The sequence below is a fragment of the Opitutus sp. GAS368 genome (genome assembly GCF_900104925.1).
GTDB lineage: Bacteria > Verrucomicrobiota > Verrucomicrobiia > Opitutales > Opitutaceae > Lacunisphaera.
On record NZ_LT629735.1, the window covers coordinates 977,223 to 1,003,581 of the forward strand.

Below are 26,359 nucleotides of genomic sequence, written 5' to 3' on the forward strand. Positions count from 1 at the left end.
CCGCCGCTACAAGAGCCGGCTCAGGAATGCCGGCCCAGAAAGTAGTAGGCCAGGATGGCCGCGACCACCGCCGCCCCGGCGCCGAGCGCGACCTTGGTGGCAAAAGGCTTGTGCCGCCGGATGGCCCGACCGGTCACATCGCCCCCGACGGGCTCGACGAGAAAGATGCGCATTTTTTCGGGGATGTTCTTGAGCTTCTGCGGCGGGAGGTAGACGCCCTTCAGGTCCAGCTGGTTCTCGATCTGGGAGTAGATGAAGCTCGACATGGCGATGCCACCCGGGTCGGCCAGCGGCTGAATGCGCGCGGCGACGTTCACCGCGTTGCTGAAAATATCGTCCGCCCGGTCCACGAGTTCGCCGAGGTGCAGGCCGATGCGGACGGAATAGCGCTTCTCCACGGGGACCCAGGCATTGTTGGACTCGACATCCTGCAGCACGCTCTGGCTGCAGCGCACGGCGGAAAGGGCGGTGGGAAACTCGGCCATCGAGCCGTCCCCGAGGAACTTGACCACGCGCCCGCCGAACTTCGGCACCTCGGCCCGGAGGAGTTTCTCCAGTTCGCCCACGCAGGCCAGCGCGCGCTCCTCGTCCCCGGCCATCATCGCGCTGTAGCCGACCATATCGAGGAACATCACCGCGGCCAACCGGCGGTTGGGCTGCCCCACCCCGGGATTGGTTTGTCCGAAACCGGGGTTGGTCTGTCCGAAACTCGGGTTGGTATCCATGGGCGACAGACCCCTTCGATAACTATTCCTGCCGGTGGCACAAGCGAGGAAATCGGGCCGCCCTGTAGCGGCGGTCTGTGACCGCCGGCGGGGTCCGTGGTGGGATATTTGTCGGCGGTCATAGACCCGCCGTTACAACCCTCACCGGGGGGCGAGCAGGGCCAAGGGACCCGGCCGGCCGGCCGGCGAATCCTGCAGCGAGACCCGGGCGGGCGCCGGGGCGCCCTCGACCAGGGCCCGGAGGAATTCCGGCTCCGCATTGAGGCGGGCGCGCAGGATGCTGCCGTAAATCTGGGCCTTGGAGCTGGCCAGCTCCTGCCGCGTCAGGCCCAGCAGCTCGATGCGGTTCAGGGTCTCGTGGAGCGTCTTGACATACTGGAGCACCTTCACGGCGTCCGGATCGGAGCTCGCCTCGAGCCACGCGCGGAAGTCCTTCGCCTCCTGGCTGAGGGAAAGCACCGAGAAGGCCTCGAAGCTCGCCGCCAGCGCGCGGGCCACGTCGTCCAGCTTGTGCTGATCCTCCCCGATCAGGCCGGTGGCCGTGGCCAGACGGAGGACGTCGCGCACCGCGCGGTTCTCGACGCGGGCGTCGGCCACCTCGTAATCGGATTCGCGCGGGCGCTCGCGCTCGGGGATCGTGCGGAACAGTCCCATCCGCTTGTCGCGCGACCTGCGTTCTTCGGGCGTAAGGGCGCGGGCATAGATACCGAGGGCCTGCAACTGCTCGCGCACGGCCGGCGCGAGATCCACTTCCGGCGGCGGCGCCTCGCGGGTCTCGAGCGGCACGTTGGGCGTGAAAGTGGACTGCAACACCGTGCGCGGCGAGGCGTTCTGCGTCGTGATCGTGCGCAGCGGCAGCAGGTTCAGGCCAAACAGGTTGTCCGTTGGCTGGATAAAGGGCCCGAGTCCGCCGATATTTTGAGTCGTCAAGCCCGCCGTGCTGAGATCGAGATAGAATAGGAAAGGCACCGGGTTGGGCCGGTATTGGTTGGTCACCACCAGGTCGGCGATATAGACGCTGTGGTGCGTGCCGCCGCTGTCCGGCAGCACCTCAAACACCGTCGCCCCGAGGCGGCTCGCGATGTTGCCCGTGTGGGGTGGCGCGTAATCAAAGGTGTGGTCGGTGGCCGGCACCGGAGCGAAGGCGGTTCGCGTGGGGCTGGGATTGGTGGCGTTGCCGAGCGCGTTGAAGATATAAACCGCGCTGGCGACCAGTTCGGTGCCCTGATCCTGCACGGAGCCACTCGGCGCTTCGACCGTCGCCGGCGCGCGCGACTGGATATGGATGCTGGGCGAAACGCTGCCACCGTTCGACGTGGCACTGGTGACCAGGATCAAGTAGTTGGTCGCGGCCGTGCTGCTCAGGATGATGCCGTCACCAACACCCGTCCCGTCGGCAATGGCAATGAACGACCCGTTGCGCACGACGAGGCGCTCGAAGGGTTGGATGGTGATCTTGTGGGCAAAGATATCGAGATCGCCGTCATTGCTCTTGAAGATCGAAGCTCGGCCCGGGGCTCCGGTCTTGGCGGCGTCACCGGTAGCACCGGTTGCGCCGCTGCCGAGGATGATCTCACCATCGACCGAATCGAGGCGGGTGTTGTGCGCGCCGGTGCCGACGAACTGGAGGAAGTCGTTGTTCCCCGTGGTCCCCGTGCCGATGGAAATCTTCATGTCCCCCTGCGTCCAGATATCGCCGCCCACGAGGACATAACGACCGGAGACCGAGAGCGTGGTGAGCGGGTTGGCCTGGCTGCCGACATCGCCCCCGAAGATGACCGCGGACTGGGCGGCCTTCACGTTCACGGTGTGGCCGCCGGCGGCCATGCCCTGGGCAAAGCTGATACCCTGATCCGTGCCCGTCGGGCTATAGACTTGGCTGAGATTGGAAGTGAAGGTCAGGTTGGTGCCCAAGGCGACCGTGCTGGTGTAATTCTGGAAGCCCGTGGTGTCGACCGTGGTGGCCGTCGCCGCGTCAAAGGTCAGCGGATTGTTCACCGTGAGACTGGTCGAAGAGAAGTCCGCGCGGATGGCGGTCGTGCCAGTCGTGGGCGAGCCAGCCGGGCCTGAGATCGTGACATCGCCAATCCGCCCGTTGGTGGCCTGTCCGACAGCAGCATTGAAAATCGTGGCTCCGGAAACATTGGCCGTGAGGTTGCTGGGGCCGCCGACCAGCGGGGAAAGCGTGGTCAAGGACGGGCCCATGTTGACGGTGTTGTTGAAGGTGAGCGCGGAGGCCCCGAAGGTGGTGTCGGAGCCCAGCAGGACGGGGTTGTTGTAGGTCTGGGCGCCGGTGGTGTAGGCCGCGGCGGGGGAAGACGGAAGGCCGTAGAACAGGGTGCTGCCGCCCGAGCCGGTCGTGATGGAGGAGAACCGTTGGCCAGGCGCCCCGACCGCCCCGACAAAGATCGTGTTGCCCGACATGTTGAAGGTCAGGCTTTGACCGCCGTCGCTGCCGGGCATCAGGGTGCTGTTGAACCGGCCCGCGGGGCCGCTGATGACGAGGTTGCTCGCCACCACCACCGGGTCGTTGAACCGGAAAGAGTTTGTGACCCCCAGGGTCCCGCCATTGATCACGGTGCTGCCGGATGCATCGGTGAGCAGGGTACCGAGGCCGTTGATGGCGTTGTTGAAGCTCGTGATGCCGCCGGTGTTGACCGTCAGGGAGCCGGCGCCCGTGAGCGAGTTGTTGAAGCTGACGTTGCCGCCGGCCGTCACCGTGAACGCGCCACTGATGTTGAGCGGGCTGTTGTTGAGCGGGCTGATGAAGGTGGCGCTGCCATTCGGGGTGACGGTCACGGTGCCGTTGGACGAGGCTACGTCGGCCAGCTGGATGTTGTTGCCGGCCGTCACCGAGATGCTGCCACCGGCGGTGCTGAGCGAACCAGGCGCGCTGGCCGTGACGTTCTGGTTGGCCGCCAAGGTCAGATTGCCGCCCGCGCTGATCGGGGCGTTGATGAGCAGGTCGCCGCCGGTCGACGCGAGGCTGACCGTCGAGCCGCTGTTGATGCCAGAACTCACCGTCAGGGTGCCCGGGGAAGTCAGGCTGAATGACCCGGTAGCCTGCACACCGGCCAGGTTGACGGCGCTGACGTTGAACAGCGTGATGTTCGCCCCGGTCAGATTCACGGTGCCGAAGTTGTTGCCGGGATTGTTGAGCGTGATGTTGAAGCCGTTCGCGTTGAGGACGGACAACCCGGGGACGATCGAGGGTCCGCTGTCGGTGATCGCGCCGCCGGCGGTGATGGTCATGGTGCCCGAGGCGGTGATCCCCGGAAGGTTGATCGGCGCATTGTCGAAGATCAGGGTCAGGTTGCGCAGATTGGTCAGGCCGGCCAGATTCGTGGTGGCCGGGAAGATGACCGGCACCTTGGCCCCCACATTCACGTTCCGGAGGCCCAGGTCGCGGATATTGGACACGGTGCCGGCCAGCACCGGGGCGATGCTGCCGAGATCATTGGCCTGCGTGCTCAGGAGGATGTCGGACAGCGGGGATGTGAGGGAGAACGTCGTCAACCCGCCCACGGTGATCGGGCCGCTCTGCGTGATGCTACCGGAGGAAGTCATCGTCAGGTTCTTGCCGACCGTAAGGGTGCCCAAGTTGGTCGCCCCGGCGCTCGTGGTGAGCGAACTCGTGGCGCCGGTGACACTGCCCGAGGCATTAAGCGGCTGGCCCGTCGCCGTCAGCGTCGTATTGCCGGTCGTGGCGAGCACCGCCGTCGTGCCCAGCGTGTTGGTAAACTGCGTCGCCGCCCCGGTCAGGGTCGCCGTGCCGGTGACGGCGTTGTTCTGCGTGAGCGTGATCGGCTGGCCCGTGGCGGTAACCGTCAGGGCGCCCGCGTCCGTGAGCACGCCGCTCTGCGTGACCGCCCCCGTCGCCGTCAGGTTTGCACTGCCCACGCTCAGCGTCCCGAGGTTGGTCGCGGCCGCACTGGTCGTGAGCAAGGCGCCGGTCACGCTACCGGAGACATTGAGCGGCTGGCCCGTGGCCGTCAGCGTCGTGGCCCCGGTCGTCGCCAGGACCGCCGTCGTGGCGAGCGTGTTGGTAAATTGAGTCGCGGCGCCGGTCAGGTTGACCGTGCCGGTGACGGCGTTGTTCTGCGTGAGCGTGATCGGCTGGCCCGTGGCGGTAACCGTCAGGGCGCCCGCGTCCGTCAGCACGCCGCTCTGTGTAACGGCTCCCGTCGCCGTGAGGCTGGCACTGCCCACACTCAGCGTGCCCAGGTTGGTCGCCGCCGCGCTCGTGGTGAGCAAGGCGCCCGTCACACTGCCCGAGACATTGAGCGGCTGGCCCGTGGCCGTGAGCGTCGTGGCCCCGGTCGTCGCCAGGACCGCGGTCGTGGCGAGCGTGTTGGTAAATTGGGTCGCGGCACCGGTGAGCGTCGCCGTGCCGGTGACGGCGTTGTTCTGCGTGAGCGTGATCGGCTGGCCGGACGCGCTGACGGTCAGCGCACCGCCGTCCGTGAGCACGCCGCTCTGCGTCACCGCCCCCGTCGCGGTGAGGTTCGCACTGCCCACACTCAGCGTTCCGAGGTTGGTCGCCGCCGCACTGGTCGTGAGCAAGGCGCCCGTCACACCGCCCGAGACATTGAGCGGCTGGCCCGTGGCGGTAAGGGTCGTGGCCCCGGTTGTCGCCAGGACCGCCGTCGTGGCGATTGTGTTGGTAAATTGGGTCGCGGCGCCGGTCAGGTTGACCGTGCCGGTGACGGCGTTGTTCTGCGTGAGCGTGATCGACTGGCCCGTGGCGCTCACGGTCAGCGCGCCGGTGGTGCTCACCAGACCCGCACCGCTTTCCGCGATTGCACCGGAAGAGGTGAGGTTCACCCCACCCGTGCCCGCGCTCACGGTGCCGGTGATACTAACCGGGCCGGTGTTGCTCACCGAAGCACTGCCCGTGCCGCCTTCGTTGATGCCGGTGATGGTCAGCGGGCTGGCCGTGTTCACCAGGCTGATGTTGCCGGAGGTCGTGTTGGTGGCGTTGAAACTGCCCACCGTGTTCGCGTTGTTCAGGGTCGTACCGCCCTTGGAATTGGTCGTCAGCAGCGCCGCCGTCAGCACCTTGCCCGTGCCCGCCTCCGTGATCGTGCCCGTCGCCGCCGTCTGCGCCGAGTTCAACGCCACGTTGCCCGTCGTGGTGATGTCACCACCGGTGTTGATCGCGATGTTCTGACCCGCCGCCACGGTCACCGTTCCGCTGCCGGAGCTCGTCGCCCCGTTGAGCACCACGTCGCTCGTCGCTCCGGTGGCCGTCAGCCCCACCGTGCCCGTGCCTGTCGTGCTCACCGCCGCCCCGATCGTCTCGGTGCCGCCGGTGGCCGTCAGGCTGATCGCTCCGCCATCGGCGCTCACCGCCCCGCTCGTGGTCAGCGCCCCGGTGTTGCCCACCGTCACCGTGCCGCCGCCGGTCTGGCTGATGCCCGTGATGGTCAGCGGGGCCGCCGTGTTCGTCAGCGCAATGTTGCCGGAAGCCGTGTTGGTGGCGCTGAAGCTCGTCACCGTGTTGGCCGCGTTCAGGGTCGTGCCGGTGGCTGAATTTGTCGTCAGCAGCGCGCCGCTGACCTTGCCTGCCCCCGCCTCGCTCACCGTACCCGCCGTGCCCGTGAGGCTCACGTTGCCCGTGGTGGTCACGTTGCCTGCGTTCAGCGTCACGCTCCGCCCCGCCGTGGCCGTGATCGCCCCCGAGGCGCTGCCCACGTTGGCGTTCACCAGCACATCGCTCGTCGCCCCGGTGGCCGTCAGTCCCACCGTGCCGGAGCCGCCCGCCGTCACCGTCGCGCCGATCGTCTCGGTGCCGCCGGTCGCCGTCAGGCTGATGGTGCCGTTGGCCGCCGTCGTGATCGCGCCGCTGGTCGTGATCGCGCCGGTATTTGTCACCGCCACGTTGCCGCCGGTCTCACTGATGCCCGTGATCGTCAGGGGCGCCGCCGTGTTCGTGAGGCTCACGTCCCCGCTGGTCGTGTTGGTGGCGTGGAAGCTCGTGACGGTATTGCCTGCGTTCAGCGTCGTGCCGGTCGCCGAGTTCGTCGTCAGCAGCGCGCCACTGACGTTGCCCGTACCCGTCTGCGTCACGTTGCCCGCGGCGCCCGTCAGGTTGACGTTGCCCGAGGTCGTGATGTTGCCGCCCGTGTTCTCGGTCACGTTGCGGGCCGCCGTAATGGAGACCGTGCCGGCGTTGCCGTTCACCGCCCCGCTCAGCGTAACGTCATTGCTACCGCCGGTGGCGACCAGCGTCACGCCTGCGCCCGCCACCGAACCCGTGCTCACGTTCAATGTGCCGCCTGTCGCCGTGATGCTCGCCAGGCCGTTGTTCGTCGTCGTTACCGCCCCGGTGACGTTCAGCGTACCCGCGTTGTTGAACGTAAACGCGCCATTGGTCGTGAACGCGCCCAAGTTCGTCACCGTGTTGCTGTCGGGCAGGCTGACGGTGCTGGTCGTGCTGCCCGTCAGCGTGCCGGTGTTGATCACCGTCGTGCCGCTTTGCGTCACCGCCCCCGTGATGTCGCCCGCCCCCAGCGTCGTCGTGCCCGTCGCCCCGGTCTGGATCCCCGGCAGCGCCACCGTGCTGGCGTGCACCACCTTCGCCGCCGTCGCCGTGTTGCTCGTCGTCGTCAGCGCCCCGGCCATATTGATCGCTCCGGCTCCGCCATCCACCAGGATGTCGCCCGTGCCGGCGTTCACCGTGCTGCCCAGGGACTGCGTCACCCCCACGCCCTGCAGCGTCACGCCCGTGCCGGTGACGCTGTTCGCGGCCAGCGCCAGCGCGCCGCCGTTCGCGGTGAGGGTGGTCGGACCCGTCCCGCCGATGACTCCGCCGGTGAGCGTGATGCCGCCGGCATTGGTCACCGTGACGCTGCCGCCGGTCTCGCTGATCCCCGTGATCGTCAGCGGGGCCGCCGTGTTGGTCAGGCTGATGCTGCCCGAAGTCGTGTTCGTCGCGGTAAAGCTCGTGACGGTGTTCGCGCTGCCCAACGTCGTGCCCGTGGTCGACGAGGTCGTCAGCAGTCCGCTCGTGTTGATTGTGCCTGCCGGCGTCTGGCTGATGAGCCCGCCCGCATTGAGCGTCACCGTGCCAGCGTTACCGTTCACCGTGCCATTGAGCGTCACGTCGTTGGTGGTGGAGGCCAGCGTCACCCCGGCACCGGCCACCGAACCCGTGGTCACCGCGAGCGTGCCACCCGTGGCCGTGATGCTGGTCAGGCCGCTGCCGCCACCCACGGCGCCGGTCACGTTCAGGGCGCCGGCGTTGTTGAAGGTGAAGGTCGTGCCGTCGCCGAATGCGCCGAGATTCGTCACCGTGTTGCTGTTGCCGAGGTTTACGGACGAGCCGCCGCTGCCCACCAGATTCGTGGTGTTGATGATGCCGGTCTGGGTGATCGCGCCGGAGAGGTTGTTCGCGCCCACGGTGCCCAGGGTGACTGTGGCGCCGGCGCCCGTCGTGATGTTGCCGAGCGCCGCCGAGGTGCCATGGAGGACCTGAACCGCCAGAGCGGTCCCGTTGGTCGTGGTCAGCGCCCCGGCCAGGTCGATCGCCGCCGCCCCGCCATCCACCAGGATGTCGCCCGTGCCGGCGTTCACCGTGCTGCCCGCCAACTGCGTCACCCCGACGCCCTGCAGTGTCACGCCTGTGCTGCCGCTCACATTGTTGGCTGCCAGCGCCAGCGTCCCCGTCGTGTCATGCAGCGTCACCGAGCCGGTGCCCGCGCTCACCGCACCGCTGAGCGTGATGCCACCGGCGTTGGTCACCGAAACGTTGCCCGCACCCGTGTCAGTGATGCCGGCGATGGTCAGCGGCGTGGCGCTATTGTTCAACGTCACGTCGCCGCCACTCAAGTTGGTGGCGCTGAAGCTGCCGACGGTGTTCGCGTTGGTCAGGGTTGTGCCGCCCACGGAGCTCGTGGTCAGCAGAGTGGAGGTGCCGAAGGTCCCGCTGCCGGAGATTGTGCCGCTGGCCGTCGCCGTGATCGCGCCCGAGCCGCTGCCCACCGCCGCGTTCACGACCAGGTTGCCGGGTGAGGTGACGGTCGTCAGGGTCACCGTGCCCGAGCCGCCCGCGGTCACCGCCGCCCCGATCGTCATGGCGCCGGCGGTCGCCCTCAGGCTGATGTTGCCGTTGGCCGCCGTCGTGATCGCGCCGCTGGTGGTGATCGCGCCACCATTCGTCACCGACACGTTGCCGCCGCCGGTCTCACTGATGCCCGTGACCCCGAGGGTCGCGATCGTGTTGGTCAGGCTGATGTCGCCGGAGCCCGTGTTGGTGGCATGGAAGTTCGTTACCCTGTTGATGCCCGCACCGCTGAGCGTCGTGCCGCCCACCGACGACGTCGTCAACGTGCCCGTGGTGTTCACCAGGCCTGCGCCGCTCTCCCCGATCGTGCCGGTGGAGGTCAGGCCCACGTTGCCCGCGCCGGCGTTCTGCGCCCCCGTGATGCTCAGCGCACTGGTGTCATTGAGCGTGAAGCCGCCGCTCGAGGTAAACGCCGCCAGCGTCGGGATCACGTTGCTGTTGGGCAGGCTGACGGTGCTGGTCGTGCTGCCCGTCAGCGTGCCGGTGTTGATCACCGTCGTGCCGCTTTGCGTCACCGCCCCCGTGATGTCGCCCGCCCCCAGCGTCGTCGTGCCCGTCGCCCCGGTCTGGATCCCCGGCAGCGCCACCGTGCTGGCATGCACCACCTTCGCCGCCGTCGCCGTGTTGCTCGTCGTCGTCAGCGCCCCGGCCATATTGATCGTCCCGGCTCCGCCATCCACCAGGATGTCGCCCGTGCCGGCGTTCACCGTGCTGCCCAGGGACTGCGTCACCCCCACGCCCTGCAGCGTCACGCCCGTGCCGGTGACGCTGTTCGCGGCCAGCGCCAGCGCGCCGCCGTTCGCGGTGAGGGTGGTCGGACCCGTCCCGCCGATGACTCCGCCGGTGAGCGTGATGCCGCCGGCATTGGTCACCGTGACGCTGCCGCCGGTCTCGCTGATCCCCGTGATCGTCAGCGGGGCCGCCGTGTTGGTCAGGCTGATGTTGCCGGAGGTCGTATTGGTGGCGTTGAAGCTGCCGACCGTGTTGGCGCCCGCACCGCTGAGCGTTGCGCCGCCCACCGACGAGGTCGTCAGCGTCCCCGTGGTGTTCACCAAGCCTGCGCCGCTCTCTCCGATCGTGCCGGTGGAGGTCAGGCCCACGTTGCCCGCGCCGGCGTTCTGCGCCCCCGTGATGCCCAGCGCACTGGTGTCATTGAGCGTGAACCCGCCGCTCGAGGCGAACGCCGCCAGCGTCGGGATCACGTTGCCGTTGGGCAGGCTCACGGTGCTGGTCGTGCTGCCCGTCAGCGTGCCGGTGGTGATGATGCCGGTCTGGGTCGTAGCGGCCGTCACGTCGCCGGCCACGCCGATCGTGGTCGTGCCGGTCGCGCCCGTGGTCACGTTGCCCAGCGCCACCGAGGTGGCGTGGCGCACCGTCACCGCCGTCGCGGTGTTGCTCGTCGTGGTCAGCGCCCCGCCCAGGCTGATCGCCGCCGCCCCGCCGTCCACCAGGATGTCGCCCGTCCCGCCGTTCACCGTGCCGCCGGTGCTGGTAACGCCCGTGCCGAGAAGGCTGACGCCGGTGCCGCTGACGTTGTTCGCGGCCAGGGTCAGCGCGCCGCCGTTCGCCGTGAGGGTGGTCAGGCCCGTCCCGCCCGTGACTGCGCCGCTGAGCGTGATGCCGCCGGCATTGGTCACCGTGACGCTGCCGCCGGTCTCGCTGATCCCCGTGATCGTCAGCGGGGCCGCCGTGTTCGTCAGGCTGATGTTGCCGGAAGTCGTGTTCGTCGCGGTGAAGCTGCCCACCGCGTTGCTCGCGCCGGTAAGGTCGGTGCCGGTTGCGGTGGTGGTGGTCAGCGAGGAAGCGGTGATGGCCTGGGTCTGGGAAATCGCCGTGCCCGCAGCGAGGGTCACGCTGCCCGTGGCGCCGACGTTCAGGCCGTTGGTCCCGAGGACGGAGCCGATGGAGATGGCGGTCGCGCCGTTGTAGCTGACCGAGCTGCCGTTGGTCAGGCTGCCGGCCAGCACCGTCACATCGTTGTTGTTGCCGGCAAGGGTGAACGTCCCGCCGCCGAGCAGCTGCAGGCCGGCCGCGGCCGCGCTCGCGCCACCCCGGATAGAGCTTACCGAGTCCTGCACCGCACCCGCGACCGAGTTAAACGTGACATTGCCATTCGTGCGGATCGTCGTCGTGGCCGCATTCCCCATGTCGATGCCGGTGGTGGACGGTGTGCCGTTAGCCTGGATCAGGATGTTGCCGGTATCGGTGGCGCCGCCGATCGAATTGGTCCCGAGGTTGAGCTTGATCGAATCGCCGTTGCCGTTCGTCTGCCCTGTCAGGGAGATATTCGCCGTGCCGCCCGACTGGATCGTGCCGCCGTTGATGCGCACGCCCTGGTTGTCGCCACCCGCGCTGCCCGCAGTGCCGCCGATTGTGATGTCGCCGGTCACGGATTGCACCGTCCCGTTCAACAGGTAGAAGCCGTAATCGCTGCCGGCGGTGCCATTAAGGTTCGCGTTGCCGGTGAGGCCGATCGTGCCGCCGCCCGCCGTCGCCTGGGTCGACTTAACCACACCGCCCGAATCAATCTGCACCGCCACGCCGCTGCCGCCGGCGCCGGCGCCCGCACCGGTCAGGGTGATGCCACCCGTGCCCGAGGTCGAAATCGCCCCGGAAGTGTTCACATAGACGCCAATGTTCGAGGCCCCGGACCCATTGCCGCCCGTGCCGGTAACGCCCATGGCGCCATTGACGGTGGTGATGGCGCTGCCGGCGCCCGTGACCTGCACGCCGTAGTTGCTGGCGGTGCCGATGCCGCCGGTGCCGTTGATCGTGACCGTGGCGGCGCCCGTGGCGTTGACCTGACCGCCGGAGTTGAGGTCGACGCCCAAATTGCTGGCGCCCGAAACCGTGCCGCCCGCATTGCCCGTGATCTGGATGCCGCCGGCGTTGGACGCCACGGTCCCCTGGATGAGGACGCTGTCGTTGTTGATGCCCCCATTGCCACGCGTGCCGGTGAGGGTGATCGTGCCGCCACCGGTCGCAGTTACCGTCGGACCGCCGCCGCCGATCGCCAGACCGGAATTGGAGTCGCCGGTGCCGGCACCGCCCGTGCCGGTGATCGAGATGTTGCCGCCCGCGCCGGTGCTGGCGACAGACGTAGCGCCATCGATCAACACACCGAAATTGGCCGTGGTGCCATTGCCGCCGGTGCCGGTGATGCCGATGACGCCGGTGCTGCTCTGCACGACGCTGCCGTTGCGGATGCCGACGCCCAGATGGACGTTGCCGGCGGAATCCCAGCCCTTGCCGCGGATCGTGATCGCGCCCGCGCCCGAGAGGAGCTGCGCGTTGTCGAGCAGCACGCCCTCGACGTTGGCCGCCGTGCCGCGCGCGCTGCCGCTCGCCGCCACGCCACCGCCAAGGGTGATGTTCCCGCCCGCGCTGTTGATCACCGTGCCCGAATTCAGCTTGATGGCGCCGGCCGTCGAACCGTCGGCATCCGAATTGAGGATCACGTTCAACGCATTCGTGGTCGAGATGCCCGCGGACGAGTTGAAGACGATGGTGTTGTCGGCCTGCAGGGTCAGCGTCTTGCCGGCAGACCCGGCGGTGCCGGTGATGGTGTTCGACACGGTGAGGTCCTGCACACCTCCGCCATTGGCGTAGATCGTCATGTCGCCGTCGGCCGAAACCGGACCGGTTACGTTGATGCTGCCGGTGTTGGTGACCGAGACCGTCCCGCCGCCAGCCTCACTGATTCCCGTGATCGCCAGCGGATTGGCCGTGTTCGTCAGTGCAATGTTGCCGGAGGTCGTGTTGGTGGCGTTGAAACTGCCCACCGTGTTCGCGTTGTTCAGGGTCGTACCGCCCTTGGAATTGGTCGTCAGCAGCGCCGCCGTCAGCACCTTGCCCGTGCCCGCCTCCGTGATCGTGCCCGTCGCCGCCGTCTGCGCCGAGTTCAACGCCACGTTGCCCGTCGTGGTGATGTCACCACCGGTGTTGATCGCGATGTTCTGACCCGCCGCCACGGTCACCGTTCCGCTGCCGGAGCTCGTCGCCCCGTTGAGCACCACGTCGCTCGTCGCTCCGGTGGCCGTCAGCCCCACCGTGCCCGTGCCTGTCGTGCTCACCGCCGCCCCGATCGTCTCGGTGCCGCCGGTGGCCGTCAGGCTGATCGCTCCGCCATCGGCGCTCACCGCCCCGCTCGTGGTCAGCGCCCCGGTGTTGCCCACCGTCACCGTGCCGCCGCCGGTCTGGCTGATGCCCGTGATGGTCAGCGGGGCCGCCGTGTTCGTCAGCGCAATGTTGCCGGAAGCCGTGTTGGTGGCGCTGAAGCTCGTCACCGTGTTGGCCGCGTTCAGGGTCGTGCCGGTGGCTGAATTTGTCGTCAGCAGCGCGCCGCTGACCTTGCCCGTGCCCGTCTGCGTCACGTTGCCCGCGGTGCCCGTCAGGTTGACGTTGCCCGAGGTCGTGATGTCACCGCCGGTATTCTCCGTCACGTTGCGGGCCCCCGTGATGGAGACCGCGCCCGCATTGCCGTTCACGGCACCGCTCAGCGTGACGTCATTGCCCGCGCCGGTCGCAACCAGCGTCACGCCCGCGCCCGCCACCGAGCCCGTATTCACGTTCAGCGTGCCGCCCGTGGCCGTGACGCTCGCCAGGCCGTTGTTCGCCGTCGTTACCGCCCCGGTGACGTTCAGCGCACCCGCGTTGTTGTAGGCAAATGCGCCACTGGTTGTGAACGCACCCAGGTTGGTTACCGTGTTTGCGTTGCCCAGGTTGACCGTGTTCGCCGTGCTGCCGGTCAAGGAATTGGCATTGATGATCGTGCCGCCGTTCTGCGTCACCGCGCCGGTGACGTTGGCCGCGGTGCCGATATTGACCGTGCCGGAGGCCGCCGTCAGGTTGGCGAGCTTCAGCGTGGTCGTGCCGCCGACATTGATCGCGGTGCCGGTGTTCGTCGAGGTGAAGGTGCCGGTGCCAAGATCCACCGCTGCGCCGCCGCCGTTGATCGCGATCGTGCTGCTGCCCGAATTGACCGAGGCGCCGCTGCCGGTCGTCGTGTTGCCGAGGGAAATCGCCGCGTTGGTCGTGCTGACCGCACCGTTCACCGTCGTAAGCGACGGCGCCGTGGCCGTCAGGCCGGCCGTGAACAAGGACGTGTCAGTCGACAAAGTGCCGAGGGTCAGCGTCCCGGTGTTGTTGAACGCCGTGTTGCCGGTGGTGACAGAGTTGCCGCTGCCCAGCAGCGCGACGTTATACGCCCCCGCGTTCGTGGTCAGCGCGTTGACCGTGAGCGCGCCGTTGATGGTGAGCGAGCCCGCCGACTTGTTGATTGCCAGCGTCTGCGCGCCGTTGACCGTGCTGTTGAGGGTGAAGGCACCCGCGCCCGCGACCGTGCCGGTCGCCGTGGTCAGCGCCACGGTGCCGTTCACCTGCGAGGTGCCCGTGCCCGAGAGCGTGCCGCCGTCGATCGAGACGTTGTTCGCAATCGTGATCCCGTTCACGTCAAAGGTCGTGCCGGTCGGGATATGGATCAGGCCGGTGCCCGCGCCCGCGGGGTTCGACACTGACAGCGTGCCCGCCGTCACCGTCGTGCCGCCCGAATAGGTGTTCGCTCCTCCCAGTATCAGGGTGCCCGCGCCCGTCTTCGTGAGCGCGCCCGTGCCGGCCGCAATGCCGTTATACGTCGTTATGAAGGTCGGATCGACCTGGATCGTGCCACCGCCGGCGTTCAACGCTATGCCGCGATTGGCGTTGAGCGTGAAGGTGGCCGTCGTCTCCAGCGTGCCAGCGTTGAACGTCAGCTGCCCCGGCGTCGCTCCACCTGGCACTGCGCCCAGGTTCAGATCCGCACTGATCGCGAGTGTGCCGCCGTTGATGCTGGTCGCACCCGTGTAGGTGTTGGTGCCCGAAAGCGTCAGCGTGCCGCTGCCCGCCTTCGTGAGGGCGAAGCCGCCGCTCACCACGCCGCCCAGCGTGCCGCTGCCCGTACCGCCCAGGGTGCTGTTGCTCCCCAGCACCACGCCATTGCTCAGCGTGCCGCCCGTTCCCGTGAAGGTCAGCGCACCGGCGCTGCCCACGCCCACCCCGTTGAGCGTGATCGCATTGGTGTTGCCCAGCGTGCCCGCGCTGAAGCCCACGTCGAGCGTCGCGCCGCTCGCCACCGTCGTGCCCGAGCTCGCTCCCAGCGCGCCCGTCGCGCCCAGGCTCAGCGTGCCGGCGTTGACCGCCGTCGCACCGCCATAGGTGTTCGCGCCCGAAAGCGTCAGCGTGCCGCTGCCGTTCTTCGTGAGCCCGCCTGCCCCGGAAGCGATGCCGGCGATGCTCACGGCATTGGCCGCGGTGTCGATGATCCCCGTGCTCGTCAACGTGACCCCGCGCGTTGAAGGCGAGGTGATCGTGCCCGTCGCCAGCAAGGTGCCGCCGGTGAACACCAGCGTGTTGGTCGCACTGCCATCGCCCAGCGCCGCGCTGGCGTTCGCCGCGAGCGTGCCGCTCGCAATGGTCGTCGCGCCGCTGTAGGTGTTGTTCTCGCTGAAGGTCATCGTGCCGGCGCCCTGCTTGCTTACGCCGACCCCCGTGCCGGAAATGACATGACCGCTCGCCTGCGTGCCCGTACTGCTGTGGCTCAGCGTGACCGTCCCGCCGTTACCGGTCGTAATATCGCTGATCTGCAGCGTCGTGGCTCCCGAGAGGCTCACCGCGGAAGCCGTGGCGTTCGAGGTGATAATCGAGTCGGTCCCGAGCGAGATCGCGTTTCCGTTGCCCACCAGGCTCACCGTGCCCGTGCCACCGCTGATCGTGCCGGAAGTGTGGGTAATGCCGGAACCGGCGAGCGAGACTCCAACACCGCTCACGCCATTCGTCCCAAGGTTCAGCGCACCGCCCGCGGTGGTGATGGACACCGCACCGGCGCCGTCGCTGATCGAGCCCGTGAGCACCAGGCCGCCGGTCGTGTCATTGAGCGTAAAGCCGCCCGAGCTGGTGAATGCGCCAAGGTTGGCGACGGTGTTGTTGTCGGCCAACGTCACGGAGCCGGCCGAATTGCCGATCAACGTGGCCACGTTGATGATCGTGCCGGTGTTCTGCGTGATCGCGCCGACGTTGCCCGTGCCGAGGCGCACTGTGCCCGAGGTCCCCGTCAGGTTGGCAAGCTTCAGCGTGGTCGTGTTGCCGACATCGATCGCAGTGCCGGCGTTCGTCGAGGTGAAGGTGCCGGTGCCAAGGTCCACCGCCACGCCGCCGCCGTTGATCGCGATCGTACTGTTGCCCGAATTGACCAAGGCGCCACTGCCGGTCGTCGTGTTGCCGAGGGAAATTGCCGCGCTGGTCGTGCTGACCGCACCGTTTACCGTCGTAAGCGACGGCGCCGTGGCCGTCAGGCCGGCCGTGAACAAGGACGTGTCAGTCGACAAAGTGCCCAGGGTCAGCGTCCCGGTATTGTTAAACGTCGTGGTGCCGGCAATCGTGTTGCTCGCGCCCGTCAGCGAGACGTTGTAGGCCGCCGTGCCCGCGCCCACCGTCAGGCCCGTCGTCGCGTTCGTATTGCCCGTGAAGCTTATGGTGTTGCCCGCCGTCGTGTCCGTGAGCGCAATCGTCGCCGCGTTCACCACCCCGCCGAAGGTCGTCCCGCCGGACTGTGTCACCGTCACCACGTTGAGCGCATTCGTCGCGCCCACCGCCCCCACCGTCGCCGCCCCCGTTGTGTTGATCGTCAGGCTCGAGCTGTTGGCGGTCGTCGTGTTGTCCACCGTCCCCAGGCTGACCGGCGTGGCTGCCCCCGCCCCTGCCGTCAGCGTCTTGGCATCGGTCAGCACCGCATTGCCCAGCGTGATCTGGCCGGTCGAGGCCCCGCCCACCGTCGCGGTGTCCGTCACGTTCACGCCCGTCGTGCCCAGGTTGATCACCCCGCTGCCCGCCGCGCTGATCGTGCCCGCGATGTTCTTGACGCTCGGCGCCGTCGCCACCACCCCGCCCGTGAAGGCCAGGTTGTCCGCCGCATCATCGCCCAAGGTCAGCGTGCCGGTATTTGAGAACGTCACGGCATTGGTCACCGTGCCACCCTGATTGATCGCCACGTTGTAGGGCTGTGCCGCCGTGTTCAACGTTCCCGTCGTCAGCGCCCCGTTAAAGGCAATTGTGCCCGTTGTGTTCGTCAGTGTCGTTGTCGCCGCATTCACCACCCCGCCGAAAGTCGTCCCGCCGGACTGTGTCACCGTCACCACGTTGAGCGCATTCGTCGCGCCCACCGCCCCCACCGTCGCCGCCCCCGTCGTGTTGATCGTCAGGCTCGAGCTGTTGGCGGTCGTCGTGTTGTCCACCGTCCCCAGGCTGACCGGCGTGGCTGCCCCCGCCCCTGCCGTCAGCGTCTTGGCATCGGTCAGCACCGCATTGCCCAGCGTGATCTGGCCGGTCGAGGCCCCACCCACCGTCGCGGTGTCCGTCACGTTCACGCCCGTCGTGCCCAGGTTGATCACCCCGCTGCCCGCCGCGCTGATCGTGCCCGCGATGTTCTTGACGCTCGGCGCCGTCGCCACCACCCCGCCCGTGAAGGCGATCGTGTTCGTCGACAGACTGCCCAGGGTCAGCGTCCCGGTGTTGTTAAACGTCGTGGTGCCGGCAATCGTGTTGCTCGCGCCCGTCAGCGAAACGTTTTGGGACGTGGCGGAGGTTGCGAGACCGTGTACCGTGACCGCACCACTGAGGTTGGTCGTGCTGCTGTTTACACCCGCAAGCGTCAGGGTGGAGGCACCCGCATCTGTTATGGTATTGGAAACGGTCAGCACGTCCGTGCCGGCCACCGTATCAATCGTCTGTGCAGCGCCGGAGAGCGTGACGGCCCCCGACTGGGTCGAAGTGCCCGAGCCGCGCAAAGTGGCTCCATTGTTCAGGGTGACCGGAACCGCGTTCGTTACGCCGGTAAGTTTTAAAACCCCGGTGTTCACACTCACGCCGGAGCTGGTCAGTGAGCCCGAGAGCTCCAGCGTGCCGGCATTGACTGTCGTCGCGCCGGCGTAGGTGTTTGCTCCCGAAAGTGTCACCGTGCCGGTACCCGTCTTGGTCAAGGAGTCGGTGCCTGCTGTCTGGCCAACCGCCGCGCTGACCGTCAGCCCGGTGCCGGTGGAACTTACGTTCCCCGCACCATTCAGCGTCACCCCGCCTGTCGCAAGCGTGCCGGCGCCAGCGGTGTTGCCGATCGTGCCGGTCGTGATCGTGACTGCATTGGCCAGGGATGCACCATTGTTGATGTTCAGCGTATTCGCGCCCACGACAATCGTGCCGCCGGTGCCCGCCGTGGCCGTTGCGCCGTCAACCGTCAGTGTCCCGGCGCCGATCGTCGTGCCGCCCGTGTAAGTGTTGGCCCCCGAGAGCGTCAGCGTGCTGCTGCCTGCATTCGTCAGGGCCAGAGCTCCCGTCAGCGTCCCGGCGAATGTATCCGGTGCCGCGTTGTTCACCGTGAAAGTCGCCGCCGCTCCGCTGTCCGTTACCGTCCCAGCACCCGTCACGCTGCCCACCTGCTGGTTAAACCCGGCCAGGTCCAGCGTGCCCGTCACCGCCAGCGCCGTTCCGGTCGGCAGCGCGTTCGCCACCCCGTCCGCCACCGTGCCCGCGCTGATCGTGGTTGCACCCGTATAAGTGTTCGCCCCCGAGAGCGTCAGTGTGCCCGCGCCCGTCTTCGTGAAGGCCAGGGCGCCCGTCATCGTGCCGGCAAACGCATCGGCGCCCGCGTTGTTCACGGTGAAAGTCGCTGCCGCTCCACTGTCCGTCACCGTCCCCGCGCCTGTCACGCTGCCCACCTGCTGGTTAAACCCGGCCAGGTCCAGCGTGCCCGTCACCGCCAGCGCCGTTCCGGTCGGCAGCGCGTTCGCCACCCCGTCCGCCAGCGTGCCCGCGCTGATCGTGGTCGCACCCGTATAAGTGTTCGCCCCCGAAAGCGTCAGTGTGCCCGCGCCCGTCTTCGTGAGGGCCAGGGCGCCCGTCATCGTGCCGGCAAACGCATCGGCGCCCGCGTTGTTCACGGTGAAAGTCGCCGCCGCTCCGCTGTCCGTCACCGTCCCCGCGCCCGTCACGCTGCCCACCTGCTGGCCAAACCCGGCCAGGTCCAGCGTGCCCGTCACCGCCAGCGCCGTTGCGGTCGGCAGCGCGTTCGCCACCCCGTCCGCCAGCGTGCCCGCGCTGATCGTCGTCGCACCCGTGTAGGTGTTCACACCCGAGAGCGTCCAGAGACCCGCTCCGCTCTTGGTCAGACTGGTCGCACCGGTATTGTCGCCGAGAATAGCCGCAAGGGTGTTCGCGCCGGTGTTGGTGCCCGTCAGGGTGAAGGTGCGCGTACCGGCTCCGCTAAGAGCTATGCTGCCGGGATTCGTCAGGCTCAAGGCACCGCTGCCCGATGCGTCAATCGTGCCGCCATTGGTCGTCAGCGTGAACAGCCGGTCGGTGCTCTCTCCTGCACCCGTGTACTGCAATGTGCCGCCGTCCAACACCAGGTTCGTTGCGGCGCTGGTCGCCTGACCCAGATTGCCGGCACTGCCACCGTTGCCGATCGTCGCCACGCTCAAGGTGCCCGCACTGATCGTCGTCGCGCCTGTATAAGTGTTCGCACCCGAGAGGGTCCAGAGACCCGCTCCGCTCTTGGTCAGACTGGTCGCACCGGTATTGTCGCCGAGAATAACCGCAAGGGTGTTTGCGCCGGTGTTGGTGCCCGTCAGGGTGAGGGTGCGCGTACCGGCTCCGCTAAGAGCCACGCTGCCGGCGTTCGCCAGGCTCAGCGCACCGCTGCCCGATGCGTCAATCGTGCCGCCATTGGTCGTCAGCGTGAACAACCGGTCGGTGCTCTCTCCCGCACCCGTGTACTGCAGCGTGCCGCCATTCAACACCAGGTTCGCAGCGACGTTGGCGGCGGCACCCAAGTTCCCCGCGACACCACCGTTGCCGATCGTCCCCACGCTCAAGGTACCGGCGCTGATCGTCGTCGCGCCCGTGTAGGTGTTGGTGCCCGAGAGCGTCAGCGTGCCTGCGGCCGTCTTGAGGACGGCGGCTCCTGCGCCGGAGATCGCGGTGCCGCCAGTCTGGCTGCCGGCGCCGCTATTGTTCACCTGTAATGTGGCGCCGGCTCCACCCGTCATGTTGATGTTGCCGATCTGGACCGTCGAACCACCGACAAAAACGGCACTGCCCGTGGCGTTCGAGGTGGTGAGCGCGCCGCTCAAGGTGGTGTTGCCGCCACCCGCGTCGATCGTGATGGTTCCGCCATTGGAATTGACGGTGCTCGCGGCGGCCTGGGTCGTCGCGCCAGCAATGATGACGTTGCCTCCGGTCGCGGTGACATTTCCGTTCAAGGCGATGCTGGCAGCGGTAATATTGACGCCGCCTACGTTGACATCGAGCGTCTTGCCGGTGGCGACCGTGGTGGTGCCGGTCCCGGCGTTCTGCAGGAAGCTCGCGGCACTGAGGTTCTGGTTGAGGCCGACGTTTGCGGCACTGTTGACCGTCACTGTCCCCAGGCGCTGCGTATTGCCTGCCACGCCGTTGAAGGCGACGTTGCCCGTGCCCGCGGTCAGTGTCAGGCTCTGCACCCCCGCGGCGGTCGCATCCACCGTGTTAAAGTTGATGTTCGCCCCGGTGCCGCCGCCGACCGTATTGATGGCTACTGTCGGCGTCCCCAGCGTTGCCGGGCTGTTCAGGTCCACCTGACCATTCTTCGTGATCAGGTTCGCCCCATTCAGGTTGATCCCGGCCGCCCCGGTTACATTCACCGCGCCCAGCGCCGTGCCGAGACCCACATTACCGGCAAACGTGACCGCCCCAGCGGCGTTCGCCGTGAGGGTTTGCGCTCCCGCGGAGGTCGCATCCACGGTGCCGTTGAAGTTAATGTTTCCCGTGTTATCCACAAAGCTGGTGTTGCCCACCAACGTAAGGTTGCCCCAATTCTGGGTGTTGCCGCCGGTCGTGATTGTGCCGCTGACATGGGCAGGTCCCGTGACTGCGAGGCTGATGAGCGGAATCGTCGCCCCGACACCCCCGAAGAATTCCACCGCACCACCTGTGGCGTTGACGATCAGGGCAAAGTTTCCGTCGACGCCGGAGTTGAAAGTCAGGGTGTTCGCCCCCGTCGTAAAGGTGATGCCACTGGTTAGGGTGACCGCCCCGGTGAATGTGGTGGTGCCATTGAGCGAAACATTGCTGCCAAGGCTCATCGGACCGCCGATGGTGCCACTAATGCCGAGCGAAGTGGCGCCGGAGGCACTGAAGCCGCCTGATGCCGCGAAGTTGCTCAGCGAAACCGTGTTGGTGTTCGAGGTGATGTTTACCAACCCCGCCGTCGAGCCGGTAAGTGCGACGGCACCCGTTTGATTAAGGTAGCTGTCTCCGGCTCCAACGCCCTTGTTGAAGCTGACGGTGCCGGCAGCCGTATTGATGGCGTTGCCTCCACCGATTGCGCCGACCGCACCTGTTCCGTTAAGATTGAGGGTGGTGGCGGTCACCAGGCCCGTTCCGGTCAGGGCGCCGGAGTTGTTGATGGTGACCGCGCCGCCGGTGACGGCATTGGTGCCCAGCGCGAACGCCGCGGTATTGAAAATCAGCGTGTTGGCGCCGGAATTGATGGCGCTGTTGAGCGTGAGGGCCCCGGCAGTGAAGGTACCGTTTCCGCTGAAAGCGGTCGCTGTCAGCCCCAAGGGGTTGGCGCCGTCGTTTACAAATACATCGCCTGAACCCTTGTTCAGCGTCAGCGACGGGGTGTTGATGGTGATCAGGCTGCCGCCCGACCCGACGTTGCCTGTGCCGTTCAGCGCGAGGGCCACGGCGGCGGCCAGAGTTCCCGAGCCGGTCAAATCACCACCGAGGTTGAGCGTGATCGTCGGACTGGTAATGCCACCGGTCAGGAGGAGTGATGTGCCGGTGAGGGTGACGGAAGTGCCGGTCGTGAGGTTGCCCGCGCCGATAGTCAGGCCAGCACCGGCATTATTGAGGGTGTTGTGCGAGGTAACGTTCAGGGCCGCCACGCCGGTCGCCGAGCCGCCGCTGATGGTCAGGCCGCCGTCAAGCTGGTTGGTCACCGTGACATTCGCCGCACTCGACGTCGTCGTCGCCAGGCTGAGGTTTGGGGTAGAAGAGTTGAGCGCCGTCACACTGCCGCTGCCGTTCAGGTTGAGCTGCGTGCTGGCCCCTACCACGCCTGTACCGCTCAGGGCACCGGTATTGTTGAAGGTGGTGGTCGTCGTCGTGATATTGTTGTTAACGGTGGTGCCGGCGGCGTTCACCGTCAGCGAATCACTCGTCAAGGTGGGGAGTGAGATGGCCGACGTGCTGGTCAGATTCACTGCCCCGAGCGGGTGGGTAGAACCCACCGCGCCTGTTAGCGTGATCACGCCGATGCCGCTGCTCACCGCCAGATCCCGATGGGTGGTATCGAAGGAATCCACCGTCGAGCCGAAGCCGACCGCGCTGTTCGTCGTCGTGAGCGTTGTGGCGGAACCGAGCGTCACCGCTCCCGTGTAGGTCTGCGTGCCCGAAGTTGTCACGGTCGCGGTGTTGATCGCAGTCGTGCCGGAAACATTCAAGGTGTTCAGGCCAGTCACGGTATTATCGAATACCGCATTGCCCGTTACCCCCAGGCTGTATGCGCCCCCAGCTACCGTGTTATTAAATGTCGCCGTGCTTGCCGTGAGGTTCGTGGCGGAACCGAGCGTCACCGGCCCGTAGGCTTGAGTTGCACCGGAGGAAGCAATGGCGCCGTTCAACGTCGTCGTCGAAGGGGCCGTGGCCGTGATCCCGCCCGTGTAGGTCTGGGAGCCGCCGGCCTGGCCGAGCGTGAGTGTACCGCCGGTGTTGCTGAACGTCACCGCGTTGGTGATCGCGCCGGTCGCGCCCGTCAGCGAAAGGTTTTGGGCCGTGGGGGAGGTCGCGAGGCCGAGCGCCGTGACCGCACCGGTGACATTGATCGTGCTGCCAGCCACACCCGCGAGCGTCAGAGTGGAGGCACCTGCATCCGTGATGGTATTGGCAACGGTCAGCACGTCCGTGCCGGCCACCGTATCGATCGTCTGTCCGGCACCCGCGAGCGTGACGGCCGCCGACTGGGTCGAAGAGCCCGAGCCCCGTAAAGTCGCTCCATTGTTCAACGTCACGGGTTTGGCATTCGTCACACCGGTAAGTTTAAACACGCCGGTGTTCACACTCACGCCGGAGCTGGCCAGCGTGCCCGCGCCCGACAGCTCCAAGGTGCCGCTGTTGATGGTGGTCGCGCCGGTGTAAGTGTTCGCGCCTGAGAGCGTCACTGTGCTGCTGCCCGCCTTGGTGAGGGCAAAGCCGCCGCTCACCACGTTGCCCAGCGTGCCGCTGCCCGTGCCGCCGATGGTACTGTCAGTCGCCAGCACAATGCCATTGCTCAGCGTGTCGCCCGTGCCGGTGAAGGTGAGCGCCCCCGCCCCGCCCACGCCCGTCCCGTTGAGCGTGATCGTGTTGGTGTTGCTCAGCGTGCCCGCGCTGAAGCCCACATCGAGCGCCGCGCCGTTGGCCACCGTCGTGCCCGAACTCGACCCCAGCGCGCCAAGCGAGCCGAGGCTCAGCGTGCCCGCGCTGATGGTGGTCGCACCCATGTAGGTGTTGGTGCCCGAGAGTGTCAGCGTTCCCGCGCCCGATTGCGTCAGGGCCAGGGCTCCCGCCAGCGTTCCCGCAAACGTATCGGATCCCGCGTTGTTTACCGTAAAGGTCGCCGCCGCCCCAGTGTCCTTTACCGTCCCCGCACCCGTCACGCTGCCCACCTGCTGGCCAAACCCGGCCAGATCCAGCGTGCCCGTCAACGCCACCGTCAACGCCGTCCCGGTCGGCAGCGCGTTCGCCATCCCGTTCGCAATCGTCCCCGCGTTGATGTTGGTCGCGCCCGTGTAGGTGTTTGCCGCAGAGAGGGTCAGCGTGCCGCTGCCCGCCATCGTCAGCGCGAAATTGCCGCTCACCACGCCGCCCAACGTGCCGCTGCCCGTGCCACCGATGGTGCTGTCGCTCGCCAGCACAATGCCATTGTTCAGCGTGTCGCCCGTCCCCGTAAAGGTCAGCGCGCTCGGACCGTTCAGCGTGATCGTGCTGCCGGGGTTGCCCAACACGCCCGAGCTGAAACCCACATCGAGCGTCGCGCCGTTGGCCACCGTCGTGCCGGTGGTCGACCCCAGCGCGCCGGTCGAGCCGAGGCTCAGGGTGCCCGCGTTGATGTTGGTCGCGCCAGCGTAAGTGTTGGAGCCTGACAGCGACACCGTGCCCGCGCCCAATTTTGTGAACGCACCGGCACCGGAAACTGTGCCTGAAAACAGTGCATTATTGCCCTGGGCTTTCACGGTCAAAATGGATGCCGGCCCACTGATGACGATATTGTTGGTAACTCCGCTTCCGCCCGTGAGGTTGGCGACAATATCGACTTCCCCGGCATTCCCGGACTGCGTAAGAGTCCCGGTACCCAAGGCATTCACGTTGCCGAGCTGCAACCTGGGGTTGGAGGATCCGGCGGAGGTCGTCAGGGTGACACCGCCGGCAAACGTATTGTTGCCAGCCAAGGTGAGTCCCCGACCGCTGATGTCGCTGGTGACGTTCATCGCACCGGCACCCGAAATCACCCCATTGAGCGCGATATCCTGCCCGCCGCCAAATGGGATGGAGACGGTCAGCGTCCCCGAGCTCAAATTGATATTGTTCGCCAGTGTGATGGCGCTACCTCCGCCGCCTTGGAGCGTCGGGGTGTTGGTGACCGTCAACGTGCCCGTGCTCAAGCCGCTGCTGTTGGATACCACCAGAGTGCCGCCCGAGAGCGAAGTTCCGCCCGTGTAAGTGTTGGTCTGGGAAAGAGTCAACGTCCCGGCGCCTGTCTTGGTCAGGCCGCCGGAGCCGGCAAAGACGCCGGATTGCGTGGCCGCACCGGAATTGTTGATCGTGATTAATCCAGCGCCGGAACTAAGTGCTCCAAGGGACATGGTGGCTGCATTGAGCGTCAGCGCCCCACCAGTGGTGGTAATCGCCGCCGTCGAAGTCAGGTTGCCCGCACCGCCGGTGGTAAGCGTAATTCCGCCGGCGCCGGAATTGGTTATGGCCGCATTGACCGTGATATCGGTGGTGGCGGTAGCGGTGAGAGAATTGGCCGAGCTCCAAACGACCGGGTCGACGAACTTGATGAAACCGGCACCGGTGCCTGATGCATTCGTCGTGGTCACGGTGACGTTGGACGCGCCGTTAAGGGCGGTAACGAGCGTGCCGGTGGTCAGGAGCGAATCCTGCACCGCGCCGCTAGCGGTGAAATTGGGCGCTGCTGAGGAATCTGCCGAAGTATCGGTGCCCGACATGCCAGCGGTGGTGGCGTTACCCTGCGAGGCGGCGATGTAGAGGTTGGTAGGATCGAGCAGCAGTGTTCCAAGCAAGCCGGATGGCGCGGAAAGATTGGTGAAGCCCTGGTAATCAAGGAAGTTCTTGCCCGAGACCTCGGCAAAACCGCCCGCGTCCGTTGCCCCGGCACCGCGCGCGGAGAGGGAACCAAAGGTTCGATTGGCTCCGTCGGCCCAGACGATGATTTTGCCGCCGTTGCCGTTGACCGTGGCATCAGCATTCAGGGTGGCGGAATGGCCGACCCAAGTGGCCGTGGCGTTGCGAACATCGGGATTACCGCCGTGAAGATCGCCGCCGACGAGGATGGTGCCGCCGCCGGCCGGACCGGAGGCATCGACGCGGGCGCCGTTGAGGAGGCCGACGTTTTCGCCGGTGATCTCGACCCGGCCGCCGGTCTCGCCGGCGCGCGTGGCGGAGGCATCGATCGTCCCGCTGACCAGGACATCACCGGTGCCCTGCCCTTGCACGCGTACATCGCGGCCGGCCAGACGGCCATCTTGGGTGATGGCCACGGAATAAAGGTCGCCCGCCGCGAGCACGGTCGAACCGCTACCGGCGTCGATTGTGCCAGTATTGCTCACCCCGGTTCCCGACGCCGGCGTCCCGGCCGGGGTGGACCGGCCCGCTTGTATATATATAGAGCTGCCGTTCTGACCGAGGAACACCTCGTCGCCCGAGGCCAGGCCAATGAAGCCGCCGGGCGAAACGATCGAGCCGGTGTTGGCGACCGAGCGGCCGACCAGCGCCACCATCCCGCCGCGGATCGAGCCGTTGTTGACCACGTCGCCGGTGAGGCCGCTGAAGCGGTTCATCCCGGACAGGAAATCGTCCTTGGTCATCGTGCCGCCGGCGGCATACAGGGCGCCGACATTGACCACCGCCGTCGACCCGAAATAAACGCCCGACGGGTTCATCAGGTAAACCTGGCCGTTGGCGAGGAGCGAACCGTTGATCTGCGAGGGCGTCTGGCCCCCGATCCAGTTGAGCACGCGCGACGCGGCACCCGGCTGGATGAACTGCACGGTCTGGCCCGCCCCCACATCGAACGAGCCCCAGCGCAACACGCTGTTGTTGCCCGCCGTGATGGTCGTGGAGTTGGCCGAGCTCGCGATCGTGGCCTGCCCCGCGACCACCGCCCCACCGGCCGGCAGCTGCGCGTGCAAACCCGCCGCCAAGCAGGTCACCGCCAGCAGCCAGGCCAACCCGCGCCGGAGGGGCGCAAGTGACATCGAATCTGCGGGCAGGGACCTCATGA

General features: G+C 67.2%; 2 protein-coding genes. Both read right to left on the reverse strand.

The window, feature by feature from the left end; genetic code table 11:
- Positions 1–20: 20 nt before the first annotated feature.
- Complete coding sequence (locus tag BLU29_RS04345) at positions 21–725, reverse strand: adenylate/guanylate cyclase domain-containing protein (RefSeq protein WP_091055427.1); 705 nt, start codon at positions 723–725, stop codon at positions 21–23.
- Between the two features lie 141 nt (positions 726–866).
- Positions 867–26,357: an autotransporter-associated beta strand repeat-containing protein gene (locus tag BLU29_RS04350; RefSeq protein ID WP_091055429.1), complete on the reverse strand. Its 25,491-nt coding sequence runs from the start codon at positions 26,355–26,357 to the stop codon at positions 867–869.
- Positions 26,358–26,359 lie beyond the last annotated feature (2 nt).

Bases quoted from the DNA above. Each gene is read 5' to 3' on its own strand.
- BLU29_RS04350 (WP_091055429.1), bottom strand. From the start codon at position 26,357: ATGAGGTCCCTGCCCGCAGATTCGATGTCACTTGCGCCCCTCCGGCGC.
- BLU29_RS04345 (WP_091055427.1), bottom strand. From the start codon at position 725: ATGGATACCAACCCGAGTTTCGGACAGACCAACCCCGGTTTCGGACAA.